The following is a 20,338-nucleotide window of genomic DNA, read 5'->3' as shown; positions in this document are numbered from 1 at the left end:
TCCCAATTTCAAACAACATGGCAATGCCCGCGTGAGACAAAACAATCAGCAGTAGCAAACCCGTTTTAGCTGGCGGCACCTGATAACGGAGCAAATGGCAGGCATGGTCACAGAGTCTCATATTCAAGTCGAGGAGGCCAATGGGAACTGCGGGCCGTGAGTGTTGTCTCGATTGTAATCGGTAAGCCCTAAACGGCCTCAACCCGCCATTACCTACAAAATGCTGGGCGAGCGCGTCCCGCATCTCCTTGCCGCGTTTACAGCCAAATCACACACCAACGCGCACCTCTATTCCCTCCCAAGCCCCCCGATCGAACAGGGGGGCTTGGGTTTGTTGCTCTGGCCTTGGTGCTTAAGCTCTTGGGAGTTGGTGTTAAAGCAGCAGGGGTTGTTGTTGCTTTAGCCTCTTATCTTGGTGTCGCCTCAGGACATGCGCGGGTTAGGTTTCTCTCATGGTGTGGGCTATTTGGTCCATCATTGGTTTGAGCAGATAAGACAGGACGGAGCGGTCTTCTGTTTTAATGAAGGCTTCTATTGGCATGCCGGGAATAAGTGTTTTGCCGTCCAATTTCGCCAGTTCCTCATCAGGAATTGTCAATCATCAAAGCCTACAACAAACTCTGGGCACCGCTCCACAAACAGCTGTTCAACCAACCCATGACCGCCTTCCGCTTCCTCAGCAAAGACCGGATGCTACAGCAAACCACCTTCGGCAATGGCACCGTAATCACAGCGAACTTCGGCAGCATTGTCCGCAAGGTTGGAGAGGGCGAAACTTCTCTACCAGCAGGCAGCTATCAGGTTAAAATTGGTGAAGGAACAGAGGTCTTCAGCTTGCCGGACATGGGCGGGACGTAGGGCGTAGGAAGGTACAGGCGAGGGTGGTGGTTGCGACATGTTCCAACTGTCACCGGAGAGTTGGCGATTTGTGCGTGGAGTTTTGAGAAGTTCTCCGGAGATAGCGTTTTAGTTGGTTTTTTTTGGAGGCTGGTCTTCGGTGTGGTGCGCACAGGTAACTGTGGGCGGTGGGTTCATCTGAGCTTTGCAGCCAAAGGTTGTCCTGTCTACACAGCGGATTTTCTGCGGACTATGGTAAGTAACCTGGCATGGATCTATGCGATCAATCAGGTCGGACGTTAGGTTGGTTCGCAGAGGCCTGTTCTTAACGGATGCAGCAAATCGCAGTCGACTCAGAGCTGCCATTTGATGGCACAGACCGCATACAAAGGAGGGCTCAATTTGCTTGAAGTCAATGCACAACAATCGCGTTTAGTATTAAAATATACGTACGTGCAATTACGCGTATGAATGTTTCCGGATGAATGGATGCATTCCCAAAGAAATCTGGTTTATTTTGGAGAGTATATCTATGGAACAGAAAGTGAAGTTGGCCTCTACATCCGGACAGGAAACGTCCACCTCTAGCACCAAGATCTCTCTTCCCAAAACCTCCAAGAAGAATACGCACAAGACGGCAGCCGACCAATCTATTCAAAATCCGATAACCGATAAGGCCCATTCGTTGTTGTTGCAAAAGCATCCGGTTGCTGCGGGTAAAAGTGGCCAGTTGCCCAAGAATTATCCTTACAAGCGACGCATGAACCGAGCGCAATATGAAGCCCTCAAACAAGAGCTTCAAATTGAACTCCTAAAGGTGCAAAACTGGGCCAAGGACAGCGGCCAACGCATCGTAGTAATTTTTGAGGGACGTGATGCTGCGGGTAAAGGCGGCACGATCAAGCGGTTTATGGAGCACCTGAACCCGCGTGGCGCGCGCGTCGTCGCCCTTGAAAAGCCAACCGAAGAGGAAAAGGGGCAGTGGTACTTCCAACGTTATGTGAGGCACCTGCCCACCAAAGGCGAGATCGTCTTATTTGACCGATCCTGGTATAACCGTGCGGGTGTCGAAAAAGTCATGGGTTTCTGCTCTCCGGCTGAGTACATGGAGTTCATGCGTCAAGTCCCGGAGTTTGAACGTATGCTTGTTAGAAGCGGAGTTCGCCTGTTTAAGTTCTGGTTTTCGGTAAGCCGCGACGAGCAGCTGCGAAGGTTTCAAGCGCGTGATAACGATCCGCTGAAGCATTGGAAATTAAGCCCGGTCGATGTTCAATCTCTGGACATGTGGGACGATTACTCTGAGGCAAAGGAGAACATGTTCTTCTATACTCATACCGCCGATGCACCATGGATTGTCGTTCGCTCCGACGACAAGAAGCGGGCGCGGTTGAATTGCATGCGGTACTTCATTCGTTCGATGTCATATCCGGCTGCCAGCCCGCAACTTAATCTCAATGCAGACCCGAAGATTGTTGGACCAGCGGATACATTTTACCAAACGCTACAGGACTTTGACGCCAGTAGGCAACTCAAGGTCGACTAGTTTGCAGGGAGCTGGCGCTTTGGGGTTCTGTTGTGCAAATACGCACTTGGTGTGTAGGAAATCACTTTTGTTTCCAGACAATGAACCTGATGCAAAGATCGTCACGCTTGGTTAGACAGTTTGGGCACGTTTCATAAGCGCTTAGCGAGAAGCAGTGGCACCGATCTAGGAACTGCGATGTTAGTTGGAGTTGAAGTCATTCAACGGCAAGCTTTGGCACGAGGTAGCGGTTCGTTGATGTTGCGGCGAACGACCGGTTTGTCCGTAACACGTGTTTTGTAATCTCCACGATAAGGTGTTTGCTGTCTTCAACAGCAAGTTAGATGAGGTCGACTTGAAGTTGAGAACAAGCTTTTACTGAGGCTGCTCAGAGCCAGTGCGAATGTCAGTTTTGGTCACAGAGTCTCATATTCAAGTCGAGGAGGCCAATGGGAATTGCAGGCCGTGAGTGTTGTCTCGATTGTAATCGGTAAGCCCTAAACGGCCTCGACCCGCCATTACCTACAAAGTGCTGGGCGAGCGCTTCCTGCATCTCCTTGCCACGTTTCCAACCAAATCACACACCATCACGCACCTCTATTCCCTCCCACAAAACCCACACGATCGAACTGGAATTACTTGGGATTTTTGCTCTGGCCTTGATGCCTGAGCGCTTGGGAGGGGAGGTTAAAGCAGCAGGGTAGCTGTTGCTTTAACACCTTATCTTTCGCCTCAGGACATGCGTGGGTTAGGTTTCTCTCATGGCGTGGGCGATCTGGTCCATCATTGGTTTGAGCAGATACGACAGGACGGAGCGGTCTTCTGTTTTGATGAAGGCTTCCACTGGCATTCCGGGAATAAGTGTTTTGCCTTCCAGCTTCGCCAGTTCCTCATCAGGAATTGTCAGCTCCGCCAGATAGTAGGTGTTGCCGGTTCGCGGGTCTTGTATCAGATCCGGTGAAATCATCCGCAGTCTGGCTTTCAACTCTGGTGTTGTGCGCTTGTCAAATGCCGGCAGGCGAATTGTGGCTTCCTGATTGGGGCTGATCTGATCAACGTCCACTGGCTGAACCTTGGCTTCCACAACCAGCTCATCTTCTTCTGGCACGATCTTCATAACGACTTCGCCGCCAGCAATAACACCACCGATAGTGTGAACTGCCAGATCAAAAACTTGGCCGTTTTGGGGTGCACGGATTTCCGTCCGGCGCAGTTCATCTTGTGCCGCGATCCGGCGTTCTTCCAGCTCGGAGACTTGCGCCCGTGTTTGCTGCAATTGCTCTAAATTGTTGGATCGCAATTCCTCGTCGGACTGGTAAATCATGACTTTACGCTCGCTGATTGCCTCTTCGGAGCGAGCAATTTGAGCAATAATAGAGCCAAGCTCTCCTTCCAGAGAACTGCGTTCGCGCTGGAAGGCGTAGATTCTGGATTTTGTAACCAGCTTCTTTTTGTGCAGGGATATCAGACCAGTCAGTTCTTCATTCACAAACCCGATCTCGTCCTGCTTGGCATCACGTTGCAGGATCAGCCCACCAATTTGCTTTTGGAACTGGCCGATCTGGGCTTGAAGCTGTTCTTTTTTGCCCTGATGGTTTTTAGCCCGTGCGTCCAGCATCTTGCGCTGGGTTTCCTCAATGATCAGGAGATGTGCCCGGTGAAGGGGGCTCTTGGCTCGTTTTTTGAAAGAGATTGTCTTACTGCCTTGTAGTTCGGCAGTCAGCCGTGCCTCCTGGGCGTAAAGTTCGTCCAGCTGATTGGTTAGCACAGCGAGATTGGAGCTTGTGACTGTATCATCCAGCCGTAAAACAAGATCGCCAGCTTTCACCGTATCTCCGTTTTTCACGAGGATTTCGTTGATAATGCCGCCATCGCGATGCTGTACGTTCTTGGTGCTGGTTTCCACAACAATGGTGGCAGGCGCGACAACTGCACCGGAAATCTCTGTCATCACAGTCCAAGTGCCAGCCCCGAAAATCAGGACAGCAGCGAAGATGCCGCCCCATTTCAGGTGGTGGGAGATGCTCGCGCCGATATCATATTGTGCATTTTTTTTCTGCGTCATATCAAGCGACCTCCTGCGGCTTTTTGTGAAGTGGTGCGATCACCTGCTTCATAATTCTGTCTTTTGGGCCAAAATCCCGTAGCTGCCCCTCACGCATGTGAAGGATCTGATCCACGGCGGACGTTGCCGCTGGTCTGTGCGCCACGACAATGACGATGGACCCAGCCTCACGCATTTGGTGAATGGCGTTGGTGAGCGCGGCTTCCCCTTCAGCATCCAGATTGGAGTTCGGCTCATCCAGCACAATCAGGAACGGGTTACCGTAAAGCGCCCGCGCCAGAGCAATCCGCTGGCGCTGGCCACCGGAAAGGCCGTTGCCAGACGCGCCGATAACGGTGTTGTAGCCGTCCGGCAAACTCACAATCAGGTCGTGGACGTTTGCCATGCGTGCCGCAGCAATCAGTTTGTCAGTCTCTTTTTCGTCTTTGAACCGCTGAATGTTCTCGGCAATGGTGCCGTCAAACAACTGGATGTCCTGTGGCAAGTAGCCGATGAAGTCACCACGGTCTGCCATGCTCCACTGGTCCAACTCAGCCCCATCAAACCGGACAGACCCTTTCAGGGAAGGAGTGATGCCAACCATCGCCCGTGTGAGGGTGGATTTGCCAGAGCCTGAATGCCCAACAATGCCAAGGCCATCGCCCGCCTTCAACTCCAGTGAGATGTCCTTCACGAAGGGATCAGAGGAGGCTATTGGTCCGCAAAACAAACGCTCAACCACGAGGGATTTTTCTGGAAAAGGCAACTCAACCCGCTCCTCAGCAGGCGCATGAGTTTTAAACACTTCGTTGAGACGGGCCATGCCGATCCGTGCCGCGGCAAACCCGCGCCAGTTGGCGATGGCTTGCTCAACCGGAGCCAAGGCACGTGCGGTCATAATGGAGGAGGCGATCATCACGCCAGCAGAGGCTTCCTGCTGGATCACCAACCATGCACCCAAACCTAAGATGCCGGACTGCAACATGAACCGCAGGGTTTTGATCATGGTTGTGAAGATGTTGGACCGGTCAGAGGCTTTCCGTTGCTTGCCCAAGTAGGTGTCGTTTCCGTCTTCCCACCGCTCGCGCAAGGTATCAATCATACCCATGGCCTCGATGCTTTCAGAGTTTCTCCGACATATCTCAACAAGCGAGGTTCTGCGACCAGACTCGATAGCAGTCTCCAGCGCAGGGCGTCTGGAAGACAGCTCGTTCAGCGCCATCAGAATACAAATCGCCAACGCGCCGCCCATGGCAGTGAAGCCGAGCAGAGGGTGGAACATGAATATGATGGCGAGATACAGCGGCATCCATGGCATGTCGAAGATGGCAGATGGTCCCGAACCGGACAGAAACTGACGAATGGTATCCAAATCGGTGACAGGCCGGGTCCGCTCGCCTTCCGCGCCTAGCGTTACCGGAATGCGGGTGGAAGCTTCAAAGGCCAAACCGGAAAGTTGCTCGTCAACTCTTTGGCCGATGCGTAGCAGAACGCGGTTCCGCAAGCCTTCCAGCAAACCAAGAAAAACGTAAAGAACAGCTACAAAAACACTCAAAACAACAAGGGTCGGCACAGAACTGCTGGACAGAACGCGATCATACACCTGCAACATGAACAGGGGACCCGTCAACATCAGCAGGTTGATCAACATGCTGATGCCACCGATCCCCCAAAACGCAGAATAGAGCCTGCGAAAGGCGTTGGAGATGTATGGTGTGTGCTCTTGTGACCGCTTAGCCAAGTTACCCTCCAGCATATTGTTTTTGGAAACTTTTGTTCTGGTGCTGGTTGGTCCGGGCACTATCACCTAATTGATAGCGCCCGGACCGGTCTGATTACATCAGCATGTCGTCTGAACCGTAGTCAGCAGTGCTTTCCAGCACGCCAGCATCGGTTGCGGCAACTTCAACAGCGCTTTCAGCTGGGTTCAGAGCGTCGTAAACGTCCTTTGCCCCTTCAGCGATGTCGGTAATGACGCTAATCACAGCTTGAACGGGGGTCGACGTGGCAACCCCCATGGCTATATCAACAACAACATCAACGATTGTGTCGACCACAGCTTCAAATACACCTGCGATCTTCTGGCCCAGCTCATGCTCGCCAAACGCGTCGGAGACAGCCTCAATAATTGTGCTCACAGCTTTAGTTACAATGTTTGCGATTGCTTTGAATGGATTCCACCAGCCCATGTCAATATCCCTTTCAGACACATATGGTTAAACGTGCTCCACCGCTCCCGGAAAAGCCCAGGGCAATGAAAGTTGAATTGTTGGTGTGATACCGCTGGTGGGTAAGGGGACTTAACAAGCTACACTTGATGTGTAGTTAGTAAAGGCCTTAGCCCAAGTCGGTTTGGTCGTTATGGAAGTATACTTGGGCACACACGAACGCTGCTAATGCCGCATTCCGTATGCATGTCTACACTACGATAATAAGTCATAGCCTAGCCTCCCAGCTTCGCTAAATGCTCCTAAGAGCATGCCTCATAGCGATCAACGTTTAGAGTAACGTATCAGTGCCACCCAACGAACTCCAGTGACCTAGAGTTTCGAACAAATCCCTTATGCATAACTTGCATTGGTTTCATCATTCTACTCCGAATATATATTTCAGATTTGATAAAACTACCAGTTACATAAGCCCTCCTTGGGAGGTGATCTGATCTGTGTTCAATATTTGGCCTTAATTGTGGTGTAAATGTGGCGTAGTATTTCATGCTCTTAGTTATAGAATAAATGTTATCCCAATGTTTAGTTGTTTTTCAACTCTAGGTATAAGCAAATTGTCGTTATATAAATACTATGTGCATATTTCATTTATCTTATCTAAAAATTTAGCTAGCAAATTCGCCTTACGTTTGAGTAACTTACCTGAATGCTTATTTTGCATACCGCACACATTGTTGTGTCAATCAAAATAAATTGAAAATTTTGTTCATTTTAGGTGAAAAATATTCCTGTAGGTGCCGTATTGGTCATATCTCTACCCTAAAAGTGATGAGATCATGGCATGCGGACCTCAAATCAAGGGTAATTGAAGTCGTGAATAGACCCCAAAATTCACGGGTATGGAAAGAATTTGATGTGAAGAACGCCACAATCACGACCGCAATTGTGGCGTTCTTCGTTACCTCAGAGGATGGTACGTGGCCGAATTCAACCCCTGGTTCAGGGTTGGGCGTCTGAGTTAAGAAGGTGTTGCCAAGTTATTTGAGGTGAGTTGCAAAGGCCCTGTTCACGCAAGTTTCAGACCGTCATCGCGGCTGTGTAGTCTGTTCATAGGGGAATGCATCAGCCTTTGTTTGCCGGCCGATTTGAACCCTCCTCATTTCAACAGTTCAACTAAGGCCTTGTTGGTGCTTGGTTTCTTCCACTTCTTCCTCATCCGTATAGCCGATTAGAATGCCAGCTTGCAGTTCTTTACCTGCGTTTGCAGCAATCTGTTTGTCGGTTATGGTGATGCGGGTGTGGTGTTTTCGGTACCATGCAAACAAGGCTTCGCTCATGCGTTCGCGTTCTGCTGCGTAATTTGGGTTTGCACCTAAGTCTTGAAGTTCAGTGGGATCTTGCTGAAGGTCAAACAGCATGGGCCTCATGCCTTCTGCATGAATAAATTTCCAGTGTTTATCTGTGATCATGGCAAGGCGGCAGTCCGCGACTGGCAAACCAAGCTCCATACGAGCATTGCGCATTGAATAATCGTATTCACTGATTGCAAATTCGCGCCACTCGACTGGCTCTAGGCTTTCCAGAAGAGGGAGCAGTGAGCGCCCTTCAAGAACGTTCGACTTTGGTGTGCCACCGCAGAATTCAACGAAAGTTGGAGCGAGATCAATAGCTTCAACAAGGTCTTCATTGACGGTTCCGCGTGTGCAATCGGCTTCAGCGCGCGGATCGACCACAATCAATGGGATCTTGACGGATGGCTCATGGAAGAGTTCCTTCTCACCCATCCAGTGATCTCCCAGATAATCCCCATGATCGGAGGTGAAGACCACCATGGTATTTTCCAGCAGGCCTTTTTCCTCAAGGTACTCCATCAGCTTACCGATCTCGTCGTCGATCTGCTTGATCAGGCCCATATAGGCGGGAATGACTTTGGCGCGGGTCTTGTCATTGGAGAAAGCTTTGGAAACGCGCTCGCCCATAAAGGCACCAAACACAGGGTGCGGATTCTCCCGTTCGGCCTGTGAGCGTATGGCGGGAATAACATCATCCGCACCGTACATATCGTGGTAAGGCGCAGGGACGATATAAGGCCAATGTGGTTTGATGAGCGAAAGATGAACACACCAGGGTTGATCGCCTGCGACTTCAACGAAGTCTTTGAAGCGCTTGATCATATAAGGTGTTTCTGCGTGCTCTGCATTTACGCGGGCTGGCTTATCTGCGTGCCCCAATAACCAACCGGATAAGACTTCACCATCTTCCCCTTCAGCGGAATTTGCCCAGTTTTCCCATTGGTTTGGCCCGTCATATCCCTCAGCCTTCAAATAGCTATCGTATGCTGGGTTCGCACCGTAGGGGCCGTCGGGATGCAAGCCGTCATCGCGTTCAAATACCTCAAATCCGCATTCAGCAACGCGGGCGCCGATGAAGCTTTCTGCCGCAATTCCAAGGCGGGCCATGCCTTCGGTATCGGCGCGCATATGTGTCTTGCCGACAAGAACAGTACGAACACCAATTTCGTGCAGATGATCACCAAGCGTTGGTTCGCCGACACGGAGGGGAATACCATTCCATGTGCTGCCGTGTGACCGGACATACCGACCCGTATAAAAGCTCATACGGGAGGGGCCACATATGGGAGATTGAACATAAGCGCGGTTAAAACGCACTCCGCGTTCTGCCAGCTTGTCGATGTTTGGCGTTTGTAAGTGCGGATGTCCGTAGCAGCTCAGATAATCAAACCGTAGCTGATCACACATGATCCATAGCACATTGCGCTTGTCGCCCATCTCCCGAACCTCTCTGAATAGCCGAGGTATAATCCCCTAGTTGGCATAGATATAGCAAGAGGCCTCCAGATGTTTTTGCCCTAATAGCATTGGGTCTTTCAATTATTGCTGAGTAAAATTTGCTGGTTATACTGCGCCTGTTGATTCTGTTTAGAAATTTGATGACTTTGGGAGATTGTGATTATAATGACGTTGCTTAAAAAAGCTATTGAATTGGGTATAATTGGCTCTTGTTTTATGGGGGCTGTACTTACTCAAGGTGCATCTGCTGAGGAGCGCACTCTTACCATTCCTGCGGGAAACCAGAATATCGTTGCGACCTTGGAAACGCCAGAAAAAGCTAATCCGCCTATCGTTGTTATGTTGCACGGCTTTACCGGGTATAGAGACGAACTTTCCGTAAGTGGCACAGACGAAGGCGTTTTTTCGCGTATAGCGCGTCAATTGGCTGAAGCCGGCTTTGCGTCGCTCCGTATAGATTTTCGTGGTTCGGGGGAAAGTGACGGTAAATGGGAGGATACGACGTTCTCTGGTCAGATCTCTGATGCGGTCACCGCAATTGACTGGGTGAAATCTCAAGAGGAATTTGCAGGGTCCAAAGTCGGTGTGATTGGATGGAGTCAGGGCGGGTTGGTTGCAAGTCATGCAGCAGCTGAGCGCCCGGATCTGGATGCTGTTGTGCTCATGGCGCCGGCTACAATTCCTCTTTCGACATATGGCCAGATCTTTGGTGCACCTTTGATGGAGAAAGCTCTGGCAGCTGATCCTGAAGAGCTGATCACAGGAACTCTTCCATGGGGTGTTGATACCACTTTGAAGGCGCGGTTCTATCAGGAGATGCCGCTCACCAGTCCACTTGCCGCAGCAGCTAATTATGATGGACCGCTGTTGGTGATCATGGGACTAAAGGACGCTTTGATCACACCGCAACCAGCTGTTGGTGAAGCCTGGCTGAAATACCATCAGGGCGAAGAAAAACTGGTGACATTAGAAACGGGTCATGCCTGGGGTGCGTTCGATGGCCCCGCCATGATTGATGAACAGGTGATGCCAGCTATCCTGGGCTGGTTTGAAGAACGACTTTAACAGCCAGCATATAGTACCAGCCGCATTGACCTGTGCGGCTGGATGACTTGGCGGCGTTGAGTTGCGTTAAGCTTCCAAAAAGCGCTGAAGGTCGTTGAAGCTGGAGCTCCAACCTTGATTGTGGTTTTGGGTTTGTTCTGCATCGGCAAAGGTTTTTTGCACCATGGTCATGCGGGTGCCGTCTTCAATCGCCTCAAAGGTTACGTCAACATCGGTTTCATGACCGCGTACACCCTCATTGATCCAACCCCAAGAAAAACAGAGGTGGTTGGGACGATCTAGTACCTTGTAGATGCCGGAATGGGTGAATGTATTTCCGGTTTCCTGAGAGGTCATTGTTGTGGCCCAATCACCACCGACTTTCACCTGCATATTGCATTCTGTGACCGTTACACTTTCCGGCCCCCACCATTGCACGAGCATTTTAGGGTCAGTCCAGGCGTCATATACCTTTTGGGGTGATGCCTTGAAATCGCGGGTCATGCGCAGTGTGGTGGCTTCGGTTGCTATCGTATCGGCTGCCGTCATTTGTTGTCCCCTTGCTGTTTGTCGAGCAATACTTCCAGGCGATCAAAGCTGGTGTTCCAAAAAGCCCGGTAGCGTTCAATCCAGTCATGCAGGTCTGCAAAGCGTTCTTTCTTCAAAGCACAAACCCTCCATTGCTTTTCAACGCGTCGCTCGATGAGACCTGCGTTTTCCAGCAGTTTAATGTGGCGGGATATGGCCGGAGCGGACATGGCGAACGGCTCTGCCAAGTCACCAACTGGCAAGTCTCCCTCCTTAAGGAGGCGCTCGATAATGGCAAAGCGAGTTGGGTCTGCCAAAGCTCCAAACACATCAGGTAAGTTTGTTTGCATAATCATTTCATCGTTTGTTTAATTAACAAAATAGTTAAATGTATTTTGCAAGACTGTCAACATGCTGATCTCCGCAAAATGGAGCTTCCTATTACAAACGGGATTGATCTGTATTCTCCATGAGGCGCGGAGAAAAAAATTGGGGCTGCCTATAATTATCGGCGTATATCGCAGCATTGAAACGCAATTATTTGCCTGATTAATCTTTGATTGTTTTAGCTCTCTACACTATGAAAGATACATCACACAGAGAGATATTGGGGGCTAAGTGATGCGCGTGAAGATGTTGGGTTGCGGAGATGCGTATGACCCGGTCAAAATCAATTCATCGTTGCTCATTACGGAAGATGATTTTACGCTGCTGATTGATTGCGGTCCAACTGTGCCTCAGGCCTTGTTTGCGCATGGCATGAAACCTGACGACATCTCAACGATCTACATTTCGCACTGCCATCCGGACCATTGCCTTGGTTTGACTACTCTGCTGAACTTCATGAAATCCAGGAAGCGCGAGAAACCACTGGTGATTATCCGCCAAGCCGCGCAGCACAAGGCCTTGTTTCAGCTAATGGAGTTTGCTTACTGGCCAGAGAAAGATCTGGGCTATGAGTTGCATTGGCAAGATGCGGAGGAGCTGACGCAGATTGGGCCTTGGAAAGCTGTAACAACACCAAGCACTCATTCTGTCTCCAATCGCAGCCTGTTCATCACGAGTGATCGCAGCCAGATTTTCTATTCCGGAGACGGATTGCTTTCCGCAGAAGGGGAGCAGTTTGCAGCTCAGGCTGATCTGGCATTTCTGGAATGTGAGTACATGGTTGCCGCCAATGGTCATGGGTCATGGGCCGATATAAAGCCGCTGGAACGAAAGGCGGGCAGCAGGTGGGTTTTGTACCACATCGACGCTGCATCGCGGACTGCCGTTGCTGAGGCGATCATGCCCTATCCGGACTTCTCATTGGGTGAGGACGGGCGTGCGTTTGATCTCACATTGACAGAAGTTTAAGCCACGGCCCGTGCTTTGCTAAGCCAGCCTTCTGCAAACATCTGCGCGCAGAGTGGTTTGGCAAAGTGATAGCCCTGCGCATAGTAACACTTGATATCTTTCAGCAGCTCGACCTGGTGCTGGTTTTCGACGCCTTCAGCGATGACTTTCAGGTCCAGCAAGCTCGCCATGGCGGTGATCGCTTCAACGATATCCCGTGTTGCTTTATCCGCTTCCATCTTGTGGATGAAGCTGTGATCAATCTTGAGCTTGTCGACCTTCTGGGTGCGCAATTGCCAGAGGGCAGAGTGCCCGGTTCCAAAATCATCGATAGCGATAATCATGCCCGCACAAGCCAGAGCATCCAGATTTTGCTGGGTGAAGCCCTTGTCGTTGATGAAGGCGGATTCGGTCAACTCGATCTCGTAGATCTCCGGCGGTACGCCCAGTTGCGCCAAAAGAGACAGAATGTCATCAACACGATTAGCCTTCGCCAGTTCCCGCTCTGACAGGTTGATGGAAATACGTCCGGTAAACTCGAAGCCTTCCGAGAGCCATTTGCGATATTGACCTGCTGTCTCTCTCAGCAACCAATCAGAAATGTCTTCAATCATGTTCCGGCATTCAGCAATGGGAATAAACTCAGCCGGTGAGATTGGGCCCAGATCAGGATCATACCAGCGCAGCAGAGCTTCCACGCCGGAAAGCTTCTCCGATTTCAGCTCAATAATGGGCTGATAATGAAGGTGCAGGTTGCCCTCTTCAAGTGCTGTCGTCAACTTATCAGAGATCAAAACTTTACGGACAACAGCTTCTTCCATCTGGCAGGTGTAGAAGCTGTAGCCAAGGCTGTTGTACTTAGCATGGTACATTGCGATATCGGCATGTTTGAACATGGTATTGCTGGTGGACCCAGACAAATGCGAAAGCGCGATGCCGATGCTGACAGAAAGAGCAGGCTTCTGATCACCCAGTTCAACGGGTGCTTCCAGGGATTCTTGCAGGCGTTGAGCCATGGCCTCTGCCTGGGTGCTCGTCGTATCGCGCAGCAGGATGACGAATTCGTCACCGCTCAGGCGTGACAGCAGTCCGCGGCCATCCAGGGCACTTTGGAAGCGTTTGCCAGCCTCACAAAGAATCTGATCACCGGCATCATGTCCAAGGGTGTCGTTTATCTCTTTAAAGCGATTGAGATCCATATAAAGAAGTGCGCACTGGCTCCTGTCAGCTTGGGCTGCAGAAACGGCCTCATTAAGTTCCTGTTGGAACAAAATACGGTTTGGCAGGCCGGTTAATGAGTCGGTGTAAGCGAGTTTGGACAGATCCTCTTCGCTTTGCTTTTTTGCGGTAATGTCTTTTTTGATCGCCAGATAGTAACTGGTGCTTGGGTCGCCACCTTCCCACTCAATAGGTGAAATTCTGGAATGTTCGACGTATTCTGAACCGTCTTTGCGGCGACTGATGAATTCGCCTTCCCAGGCTTCCCCTTTTTCCAGAGCGGCCCAAAGTTCAACAAAGATTTTACGAGGTGTTTTGCCGGAACGCAGAAAGCCCAGATGACGCCCGAGCGCGTAATCAGCCGTGTATCCAGTGGTTTTCACAAACTGTGAATTCACATAAACAATAGTGCCCTCATGGTCTGCAACCATGATGGTTTCAGCACATTGCTCTACTGCAACTGACAGAAGATCAGGGGAAACGAACACAATACCCTCGGGATGGCTAGAAATAATTTTTCATGCACTCAATAATTAATGCGTAATGTAAGTGCAATGGTTCACCACAGATATCAAGTATGAAAATTTAGCTATAATTAGCGTTAATATTTCATCTATGAGTAATTTGATGGGTAAATAAATGTAAACTTGTGTATTTAATAGATATTATACTGAATATATAGGTTGCGTATTAGTAATACAGGTTGATGCAGGTAGGATGCGTAAGTTTTACTTATATTTGAATTGTTATATGAACTTGCCTTAGTGAAGAGGGTGAAAATTTTTCTATTAAATGAAAAATAATATATACGTCAAATTATATAAGTAGACCATAAATTCTGTTTTTATCCATGATTTATCAGTGCACTACACGCGTGCGCTGCGGATAAAAAAAAGGGGAAGCATGGGCTCCCCCTGTTGATTAAGCGTCCTGCAACTGCGTAGATTTGGGGATATCCCTGCGTCCCTTATCCTTGTTGCTCTCAACAGCAAGGTCCAGAACTTGCTGAAGATTCGCCGCATGGCGGAAAGTCGGATGCCCATTCACAGCAGACATCACAGCCTCAGCAAACTTACGATAGTTGTTTGGCGTTGGTGCCAGTTCGACCTGCTGCCACTCTGCTTTTTCAAGATTTGTTCCAGAGCAAACGAACAACTCACCCAGATCGCCTGTGTTGGTGACCTTGATGCCGCCCTTGGTGCCGTGGACTTGAAGATGAAGATCATTCATATGTCCGGACGCAAACCGGCTTGCGTGAACCACACCAATAGCGCCAGAGGACGTTTCCGCCATCATGGTAAAGCTGTCATTGGCATCGAGCTTATAGTCGCCAATCTGATTGCCGGGAGCTTTGTCGAAGGTCTTCAGGTTACAGGAGATGGACTGGTAGGACGCGCCAATGGCAAAGCCGGCAAAGTCCAGAATGTGAATACCCACATCTCCCAGAACACCAAGAGAGCCATGCTCTTCTGAAAGGCGCCAGAGCCACCTGTCTTCCTTGTCCCAATGACCCCAGGCCGGTTGGGTGAGCCAGCTTTGCAGATAGGAGGCTTCGAAGTGGCGAACCTCACCAATTTCACCTGCAGCAATCAACTCATGTGCTTTTTGTAAAGCAGATACGTCGCGGTAAGACAGATTGACCATGTTGATCAGCCCGCCCTGTTCCGCTGCAGTGGCCATTTCATTTGCGTCCGCATAGTTGCTCGCCAGCGGTTTTTCGCAAAACACGTGTTTGCCCGCTGTCAGAAGCGGCATTGTGGTTGGATGGTGCACGGCATCCGGTGTTACGTTTGCGACGGCATCAAACTCACCCCATGCAATGGCTTCTTCCAAAGAGGTGAAACGATTAGGGATGTTGTGCTCGTCGCAAAAGGCGCTGAGGCGGTCTTCGGACCGGTCTACACCGCCCACGATGTCCACGCCGTCAAGTTCGCCAAATTTACGGGCATGGCTGTTTGCCATGCCGCCTGTGCCAACAATTACAAGACGCATTAGCGGAAGCCCTCTTCACCTGCCTGATGCAAACGCGGACCGCGCTCTTCAATCTTCTCCGGTGCCTGCTCGGTCGGTACGTTAGGCGCTGCATTTGGATTTGCAATTTTCGGCAACGGGTTGTGGGCCCATTTCACGCCGTTGGAGATCACCCGCTGAACCAGCTCATTGTGATAGGTTGGGTAGGTCTCGTGGCCGGGACGGAAATAGAAGATGTTGCCGGCACCGCGTTTATAAGTCAGGCCGGAGCGGAACACTTCACCGCCCTGGAACCAGCTGATGAAGACTGTTTCCAATGGTTCCGGCACACCAAACGGTTCGCCGTACATCTCTTCGTTTTCCAGCTCAAAGCTGTCAGGAATACCTGCTGTGATCGGGTGATTGCGGGATGTGACCCAAAGACGCTCACGCTCGCCAGCTTCGCGCCAAGTCAGGTTACACGGAGCGCCCATCAGACGCTTGAATGGTTTTGCAAAGTGGGCAGAATGCAGGAAGATCATGCCCATGCCGCCCCAAACGCGATTGCATACACGTTCTACGACCTCGTCGGAGACATCACCATGCGCTGCATGTCCCCACCAGATCAAAACATCAGTGTCGGCAAGGCGTTCTTCGCTCAGGCCATGTTCCGGGTCTTGAAGAACCGCTGTTTCCGCCGAAATTTGCGGGTCCTTGTTCAAGGCAGCTGCAATGTGGCTGTGCATCCCACCGGGGTAAATATCAGCAACAATTTTATTTTTTTGCTCGTGGACGTTTTCGCCCCACACAATGGTCTTGATCATTGGCGTCTCTCAGTAAAAGCTGGAAGGTTTTGCCCGTGACCAGACAAAACTGTCATAAGGAAAAGTCCTCCCCTGCGAGGAAGGCTACGGAAATGTAAGGTTTTTTGGTGCGATGTGATCGCGTTTTGGGACCGCAGAACGCGGTTGCCTCTGACTGTGCTTCAACCTTGGTATGAAATGCCAATGAAATATCAAGAAATTCACCGAAACATATGTTGCGGTGCACCCAATTCCTTAAGAACCCTGGAATGGCTCCAAGTAACTACAAGGTATTTGTTGCAGTTTCTTAACGAGCCAAGCCATTTTCCTGGGTGTTTTATAGGCTATGCATGAGCAGAAACACTTTCAAAACGAAGCGTCAACGTCTCGCCAACCTCCGTTTTTTGCGTTGCCACATGGATCTGCAGATCCTGATCGAAGTTTGAGCCTGCAAATGCGTGTTTGCTGATCACCTTCAGGTCTCCACCGTGATGGCTGAGAATAGTCGCAGCCGTCGGCTTGCCATCTTGCCAGCTCATGTCCACTTCAAACCCACCACGCGCACGCAGACCTTTAACCTCTCCGTCAGCCCATTTGGATGGCAAGGCCGGTAAAAGTTCAATGCCGGTTTTGGTCGAGTGCATCAGCATTTCGGCAACGCCGCGCGTATAGCCAAAGTTACCGTCAATCTGGAACGGCGGATGTGCGATCATAAGGTTGCCGTAAAGGCCACCGTTTTCGCTCTTCGGCGCTTCGTTCTCCACGCGATTGAACATGTTATGGATGATCTTATAGGCATGGTCGCCATCCCCAACGCGGGCCCACAAACAGATTTTCCAACCCATGCTCCAGCCGGTTGCAATATCGCCGCGCGTTTCCAACGTACGTTTTGAGGCATTGAGCAGGTCAGGGGTATCTTTGCCAATCTGATCACAGGGGAACAGACCATAGAGATGAGAGAGGTGGCGATGAGTTGGCATGAATTCTTTGAAGTCCTGAGACCATTCCTGCACCCCTCCCTGCGCGCTAATCTGATAAGGCAGTAGCTTTGCGGCTTTGGCTTCCAGATTGTCTGCCAGCTTGTCGTCTAGGCCCAGCAATTTCGCAGCAACTGCTGTGTTGGTGAAGGTCTCGCGGATGATGGCGCAATCCATGGTACTGCCCTGATCCACGGTGATGACGTGACCGTCCTCATCCAGATACCGGTTTTCCGGACTGGTGCTGACTTTTGGCACCAGATACCCATCCTTGTTTTCGCAGAGCCACCATTCGTAAAACTCAGCGGCGGATTTCATAAGCGGATAAGCCCGCTCTTTCAGGAAGACCTTGTCGCCCGTATGTAAGAAATGCTCCCACATGTGAGAGAGCAGCCAACCCGCAGCCATCGGCCAGAAAGCCGAGGCAGGATCGGACGGGGAGGGTACGCTGTCGCGCCAGATCGTGGTGTTGTGGAATGCACACCAACCCGGAGCATTGAACATCTTCTTTGCAGTGCGAGCCCCTGAAACAGCAAGCTCTTCAATAAGCATGAACAAAGGCTCATGCAGTTCAGACAGTGCGGTGGTCTCTGCGGGCCAGTAGTTCATCTCCAGATTGATGTTCATGGTGTAGTTGGAGGACCATTGAGGACGGCGCAGATTGTTCCAGATGCCTTGCAGGTTTGGCGGTTGGCAGCCAGCACGGGAAGACGCAATCAGAAGGTATCTGCCATATTGGAATTGCAGCGATGCAAGAGCAGGATCGCCCTTGGTCTGAAACTGCTCCAATCGTGTGCTGGTTGGCAGATCTGGCACTTGGGCATTGCCTAGCTTGAGTGATACGCGGTCAAACAATTGCAGTACATCGTCCGTGTGCCTTTGGAATATCTCGGCGTAGGAAATTGCGCCCGCTGCTTCCAATGCGTTTCTGACGATTGGGGCCGGGTCTTTCCCGTCTCGGCTTGGGCTTTTGTCCGGGCCATTGAAGCTTGTTGCCATGGCAAGGCGAATTGTGACTGCGGTTGCACCTTCAATGTGCAATTCACCGAGTTCAGTGCGCAGTGTGCCGCCTTCTAGTTCGACGGAAAGGCCAGCCTCAAAATAGGTGCCTTCGCCAAGACCATCTTCGCTGTAAACGATGCCGCCGCGATGCCCGTCCTGTTCATTTTCAGCGAACGGGCGCAATTTGCCATCTGTGCCGAAGATTTCAGGGTTTCGGTCTTGTTCGTCGTCGTGCTGGATCCGCTCAATCACGCGGCTGCTGGTGAACGCAGGAGCCTGACCGCGCAGATGCAAGCGGGTGTTCTCTGCTTCCTGTGTTGTGCGGCAGGTCGGGTGCGGGCTGTCATAACGAAGGCTGAAGGACAAAGCGCCAGCTTGGCTTGCTGTGAGGCGAATGACAATCACATTGTCCGGGAAGCTGGCAAAGCTTGTCCGTTCAAAGGTTGTACCGTTTTGCTCAAAAGACTCAAGGTGCAAGCTGCGGCGAATATCCAGCGCACGGCGATAGGTCTTGACGGGGCTTTGATCTGCCATGGTGAGGAAGAGATTGCCAACGGGCTGATAGGCTTGCCCTTGTCTGCCGGTCCAGTTCTGGCGCACAAACTCTTGCGCTTCAAAGAGCTTGCCATCTTTGAGTAGCTTCTCCACGTGACCGATCTGGCCTGCAATCTCGGGAACAGGGTAAATGCGGGTTGGTTCGCCGGAATACAGCGTGTCTTCGTTCAAATGAATGCGGGTGTTAAGCGGTTCGCCATAGACCATCGCGCCAAGGCGGCCATTTCCAAGCGGAAGCGCCTCGTTCCAATGGGCGGCAGGCGTGTCGTACCACAAAGTGAGGGCGGGGTCTGTTTCAGGAAATAAATCAGTAATCGGCATGTAGATGTCCTAAATCGTGCGAGCAGGTCCAGTGCTGTCCCGAACCTTCAAAATGTTGGAAATGGAAACTGACCGTGGTGGGATTGTGGGTTGTTCTATGATGGATACGAGCAGTTTCCCTGTGGCTTCTCCCAGCGCGTCAATGGGTTGAGAAACCGTGGTCAGACGAGGATGCATGGAGGAGGCGACATAACTGTCGTCATACCCAATGATCGAGAGGTCTGAGGGAACAGACAGGTTCATCTCTTGGGCGGCATGGAGTGCCCCTGCAGCAAGAAGATCTGTTGTTCCAAAGAGAGCTGTGATTTGAGGGTTGTTTTGTAAAAGTGAACGAGCAGCCTCATACCCGAAGGCAACTTGATCTTTGGTGTTGTGGCGTTTGATGTGCAAATCAACGGGTGTGGGGCATTTGGCAACGGCGCGATGAACTGCGGTGAGACGCTGATCATGCGGACCTTCTGTGTGCCATGGCTCAAAGGGGAGCAGAACGCCGATAGAGCGGTGCCCCAATTCCAGCAGATGAGTGATCGCCAGATGTCCGCCCTGCGCATTGTTGAGGTTGGTATGAAACTGCAGCGGATCAACCGGATAGCTCTCTACCAGCACACACGCCACATTCGCTTTCCCAAGCCGGTCAAAAACAGAGGGAATATGTGTGGTGTCTTTAAAGGGGCGCAATAATACGCCGCCAACGCGCATATCCAACAGAAATTCGATCTGCTCTTTTTCTATAGCGCGCTCACCATACGTGTTGCTCATGATGGTGGTGAAGCCGTGGTTGAACAGAGTGTCTTCCGCTGCATCTGCAAACAGGGAACTGAAATGGGTTGTGTGATCGGTCTGTAAAATACCGACGATGCGAGACTCTTTCTGGCGCAGACTACTTGCCATTTTATTAGGGCGGTAATCCAACTCCAAAATGGCCTGCTGGACCTTTTCGCGCGTCTTGGCATTGACAGGGCCAGTGTTGTTTACGACGCGCGAAACTGTGGCCGTAGATACGCCAGCGACCGCTGCTACACGACGAATATCAGTCATCTCAAAAAAATCCTCGCCTGCCCAATTTATTATGTAACGCTCATATATTAGGTAATGTGGGTCTCTATGAATCAATTCTTCATAAAACGGTCATGAAAAAACGAAGCCAAAAATATGTAAACGTTACACCTTTGCATTCTTAGGCTAACAAATATGTGTTTATACTAATTTTCGGGGTGTAACAAG

Annotated in this window: 16 protein-coding genes and 1 pseudogene; 5 read left to right on the top strand and 12 right to left on the bottom strand. The window is 50.8% G+C overall.

Annotated elements, in window-relative coordinates; translation table 11 throughout:
* Window positions 1–439: 439 nt before the first annotated feature.
* A pseudogene (locus BLS62_RS30380) lies at window positions 440–592 on the bottom strand (HlyD family type I secretion periplasmic adaptor subunit); the annotation flags it as partial.
* Here BLS62_RS30380 and BLS62_RS01295 point away from each other — a divergent pair.
* The 3 genes from BLS62_RS01295 (at window position 592) to ppk2 (ending at window position 2,380) form a co-directional block, all read left to right on the top strand.
* Entirely contained in the window at window positions 592–858 is a 267-nt protein-coding gene (locus BLS62_RS01295; RefSeq protein WP_093175677.1) for a glycoside hydrolase, read from the top strand. The pseudogene BLS62_RS30380 and the gene BLS62_RS01295 overlap by 1 nt on opposite strands.
* A 30-nt stretch (window positions 859–888) precedes the next feature.
* A complete protein-coding gene (locus tag BLS62_RS30645; RefSeq protein ID WP_143521472.1) occupies window positions 889–1,140 on the top strand; it encodes a hypothetical protein in 252 nt (83 codons plus the stop codon).
* Between the two features lie 229 nt (window positions 1,141–1,369).
* Window positions 1,370–2,380 (top strand): polyphosphate kinase 2, encoded by a 1,011-nt coding sequence (gene ppk2 / locus BLS62_RS01290; protein ID WP_093175673.1) that lies wholly within the window; start codon window positions 1,370–1,372, stop codon window positions 2,378–2,380.
* A 727-nt stretch (window positions 2,381–3,107) separates the two neighbouring features.
* On the opposite strand, the gene BLS62_RS01285 is transcribed toward ppk2, so the two are convergent.
* The 4 genes from BLS62_RS01285 to BLS62_RS01270 all read right to left on the bottom strand — a co-directional run bounded on the left by BLS62_RS01285 (window position 3,108) and on the right by BLS62_RS01270 (window position 9,360).
* On the bottom strand, window positions 3,108–4,424 hold the full coding sequence (locus BLS62_RS01285; RefSeq protein WP_093175670.1) for an HlyD family type I secretion periplasmic adaptor subunit: 1,317 nt from the start codon (window positions 4,422–4,424) through the stop codon (window positions 3,108–3,110).
* 1 nt (window position 4,425) lies between these two features.
* Window positions 4,426–6,144 carry a type I secretion system permease/ATPase gene (locus BLS62_RS01280; RefSeq protein ID WP_348271854.1) on the bottom strand — a complete coding sequence of 573 codons (1,719 nt, stop codon included), beginning with the start codon at window positions 6,142–6,144 and terminating at the stop codon, window positions 4,426–4,428.
* Between the two features lie 94 nt (window positions 6,145–6,238).
* Window positions 6,239–6,592 (bottom strand): hypothetical protein, encoded by a 354-nt coding sequence (locus tag BLS62_RS01275; RefSeq protein ID WP_093175662.1) that lies wholly within the window; start codon window positions 6,590–6,592, stop codon window positions 6,239–6,241.
* Window positions 6,593–7,740: 1,148 nt separating this feature from the next.
* The gene (locus tag BLS62_RS01270; protein ID WP_093175657.1) at window positions 7,741–9,360 is read right to left on the bottom strand and encodes an alkaline phosphatase family protein; all 1,620 of its coding nucleotides are present in this window, start codon (window positions 9,358–9,360) and stop codon (window positions 7,741–7,743) included.
* Window positions 9,361–9,546: 186 nt separating this feature from the next.
* Here BLS62_RS01270 and BLS62_RS01265 point away from each other — a divergent pair, with 186 nt between their 5' ends.
* On the top strand, window positions 9,547–10,446 hold the full coding sequence (locus BLS62_RS01265; RefSeq protein WP_093175652.1) for an alpha/beta hydrolase family protein: 900 nt from the start codon (window positions 9,547–9,549) through the stop codon (window positions 10,444–10,446).
* 66 nt (window positions 10,447–10,512) lie between these two features.
* On the opposite strand, the gene BLS62_RS01260 is transcribed toward BLS62_RS01265, so the two are convergent.
* Window positions 10,513–10,974 (bottom strand): SRPBCC family protein, encoded by a 462-nt coding sequence (locus BLS62_RS01260; RefSeq protein ID WP_208990635.1) that lies wholly within the window; start codon window positions 10,972–10,974, stop codon window positions 10,513–10,515.
* On the bottom strand, window positions 10,971–11,309 hold the full coding sequence (locus BLS62_RS01255) for an ArsR/SmtB family transcription factor (protein ID WP_093175647.1): 339 nt from the start codon (window positions 11,307–11,309) through the stop codon (window positions 10,971–10,973). The genes BLS62_RS01260 and BLS62_RS01255 overlap by 4 nt, the downstream gene beginning before the upstream one ends.
* A gap of 265 nt (window positions 11,310–11,574) precedes the next feature.
* Between BLS62_RS01255 and BLS62_RS01250 the strand changes: the two genes are divergently transcribed.
* Window positions 11,575–12,309 carry an MBL fold metallo-hydrolase gene (locus tag BLS62_RS01250; RefSeq protein WP_093175642.1) on the top strand — a complete coding sequence of 245 codons (735 nt, stop codon included), beginning with the start codon at window positions 11,575–11,577 and terminating at the stop codon, window positions 12,307–12,309.
* Here the strand turns inward: BLS62_RS01250 and BLS62_RS01245 are convergent.
* From BLS62_RS01245 to BLS62_RS01225, 5 genes are all read right to left on the bottom strand, one after another.
* Complete coding sequence (locus BLS62_RS01245; protein WP_093175638.1) at window positions 12,306–13,994, bottom strand: putative bifunctional diguanylate cyclase/phosphodiesterase; 1,689 nt, start codon at window positions 13,992–13,994, stop codon at window positions 12,306–12,308. The genes BLS62_RS01250 and BLS62_RS01245 overlap by 4 nt on opposite strands.
* A 433-nt stretch (window positions 13,995–14,427) precedes the next feature.
* Window positions 14,428–15,498, bottom strand: a complete 1,071-nt coding sequence (locus BLS62_RS01240) for a Gfo/Idh/MocA family protein (RefSeq protein ID WP_093175634.1) — start codon at window positions 15,496–15,498, stop codon at window positions 14,428–14,430.
* Window positions 15,498–16,280 carry a ThuA domain-containing protein gene (locus tag BLS62_RS01235; RefSeq protein ID WP_093175631.1) on the bottom strand — a complete coding sequence of 261 codons (783 nt, stop codon included), beginning with the start codon at window positions 16,278–16,280 and terminating at the stop codon, window positions 15,498–15,500. The genes BLS62_RS01240 and BLS62_RS01235 overlap by 1 nt, the downstream gene beginning before the upstream one ends.
* Before the next feature lie 323 nt (window positions 16,281–16,603).
* Entirely contained in the window at window positions 16,604–19,114 is a 2,511-nt protein-coding gene (locus tag BLS62_RS01230; RefSeq protein ID WP_093175628.1) for a glycoside hydrolase family 95 protein, read from the bottom strand.
* A 9-nt stretch (window positions 19,115–19,123) separates the two neighbouring features.
* Window positions 19,124–20,152, bottom strand: a complete 1,029-nt coding sequence (locus BLS62_RS01225; protein ID WP_093175624.1) for a LacI family DNA-binding transcriptional regulator — start codon at window positions 20,150–20,152, stop codon at window positions 19,124–19,126.
* Between the last annotated feature and the right edge of the window lie 186 nt (window positions 20,153–20,338).

This window comes from Pseudovibrio sp. Tun.PSC04-5.I4 (assembly GCF_900104145.1).
Taxonomy (GTDB): domain Bacteria; phylum Pseudomonadota; class Alphaproteobacteria; order Rhizobiales; family Stappiaceae; genus Pseudovibrio.
Note: the sequence above shows the minus strand (reverse complement) of the source record. Positions and strands in the feature narration are given on the sequence as shown.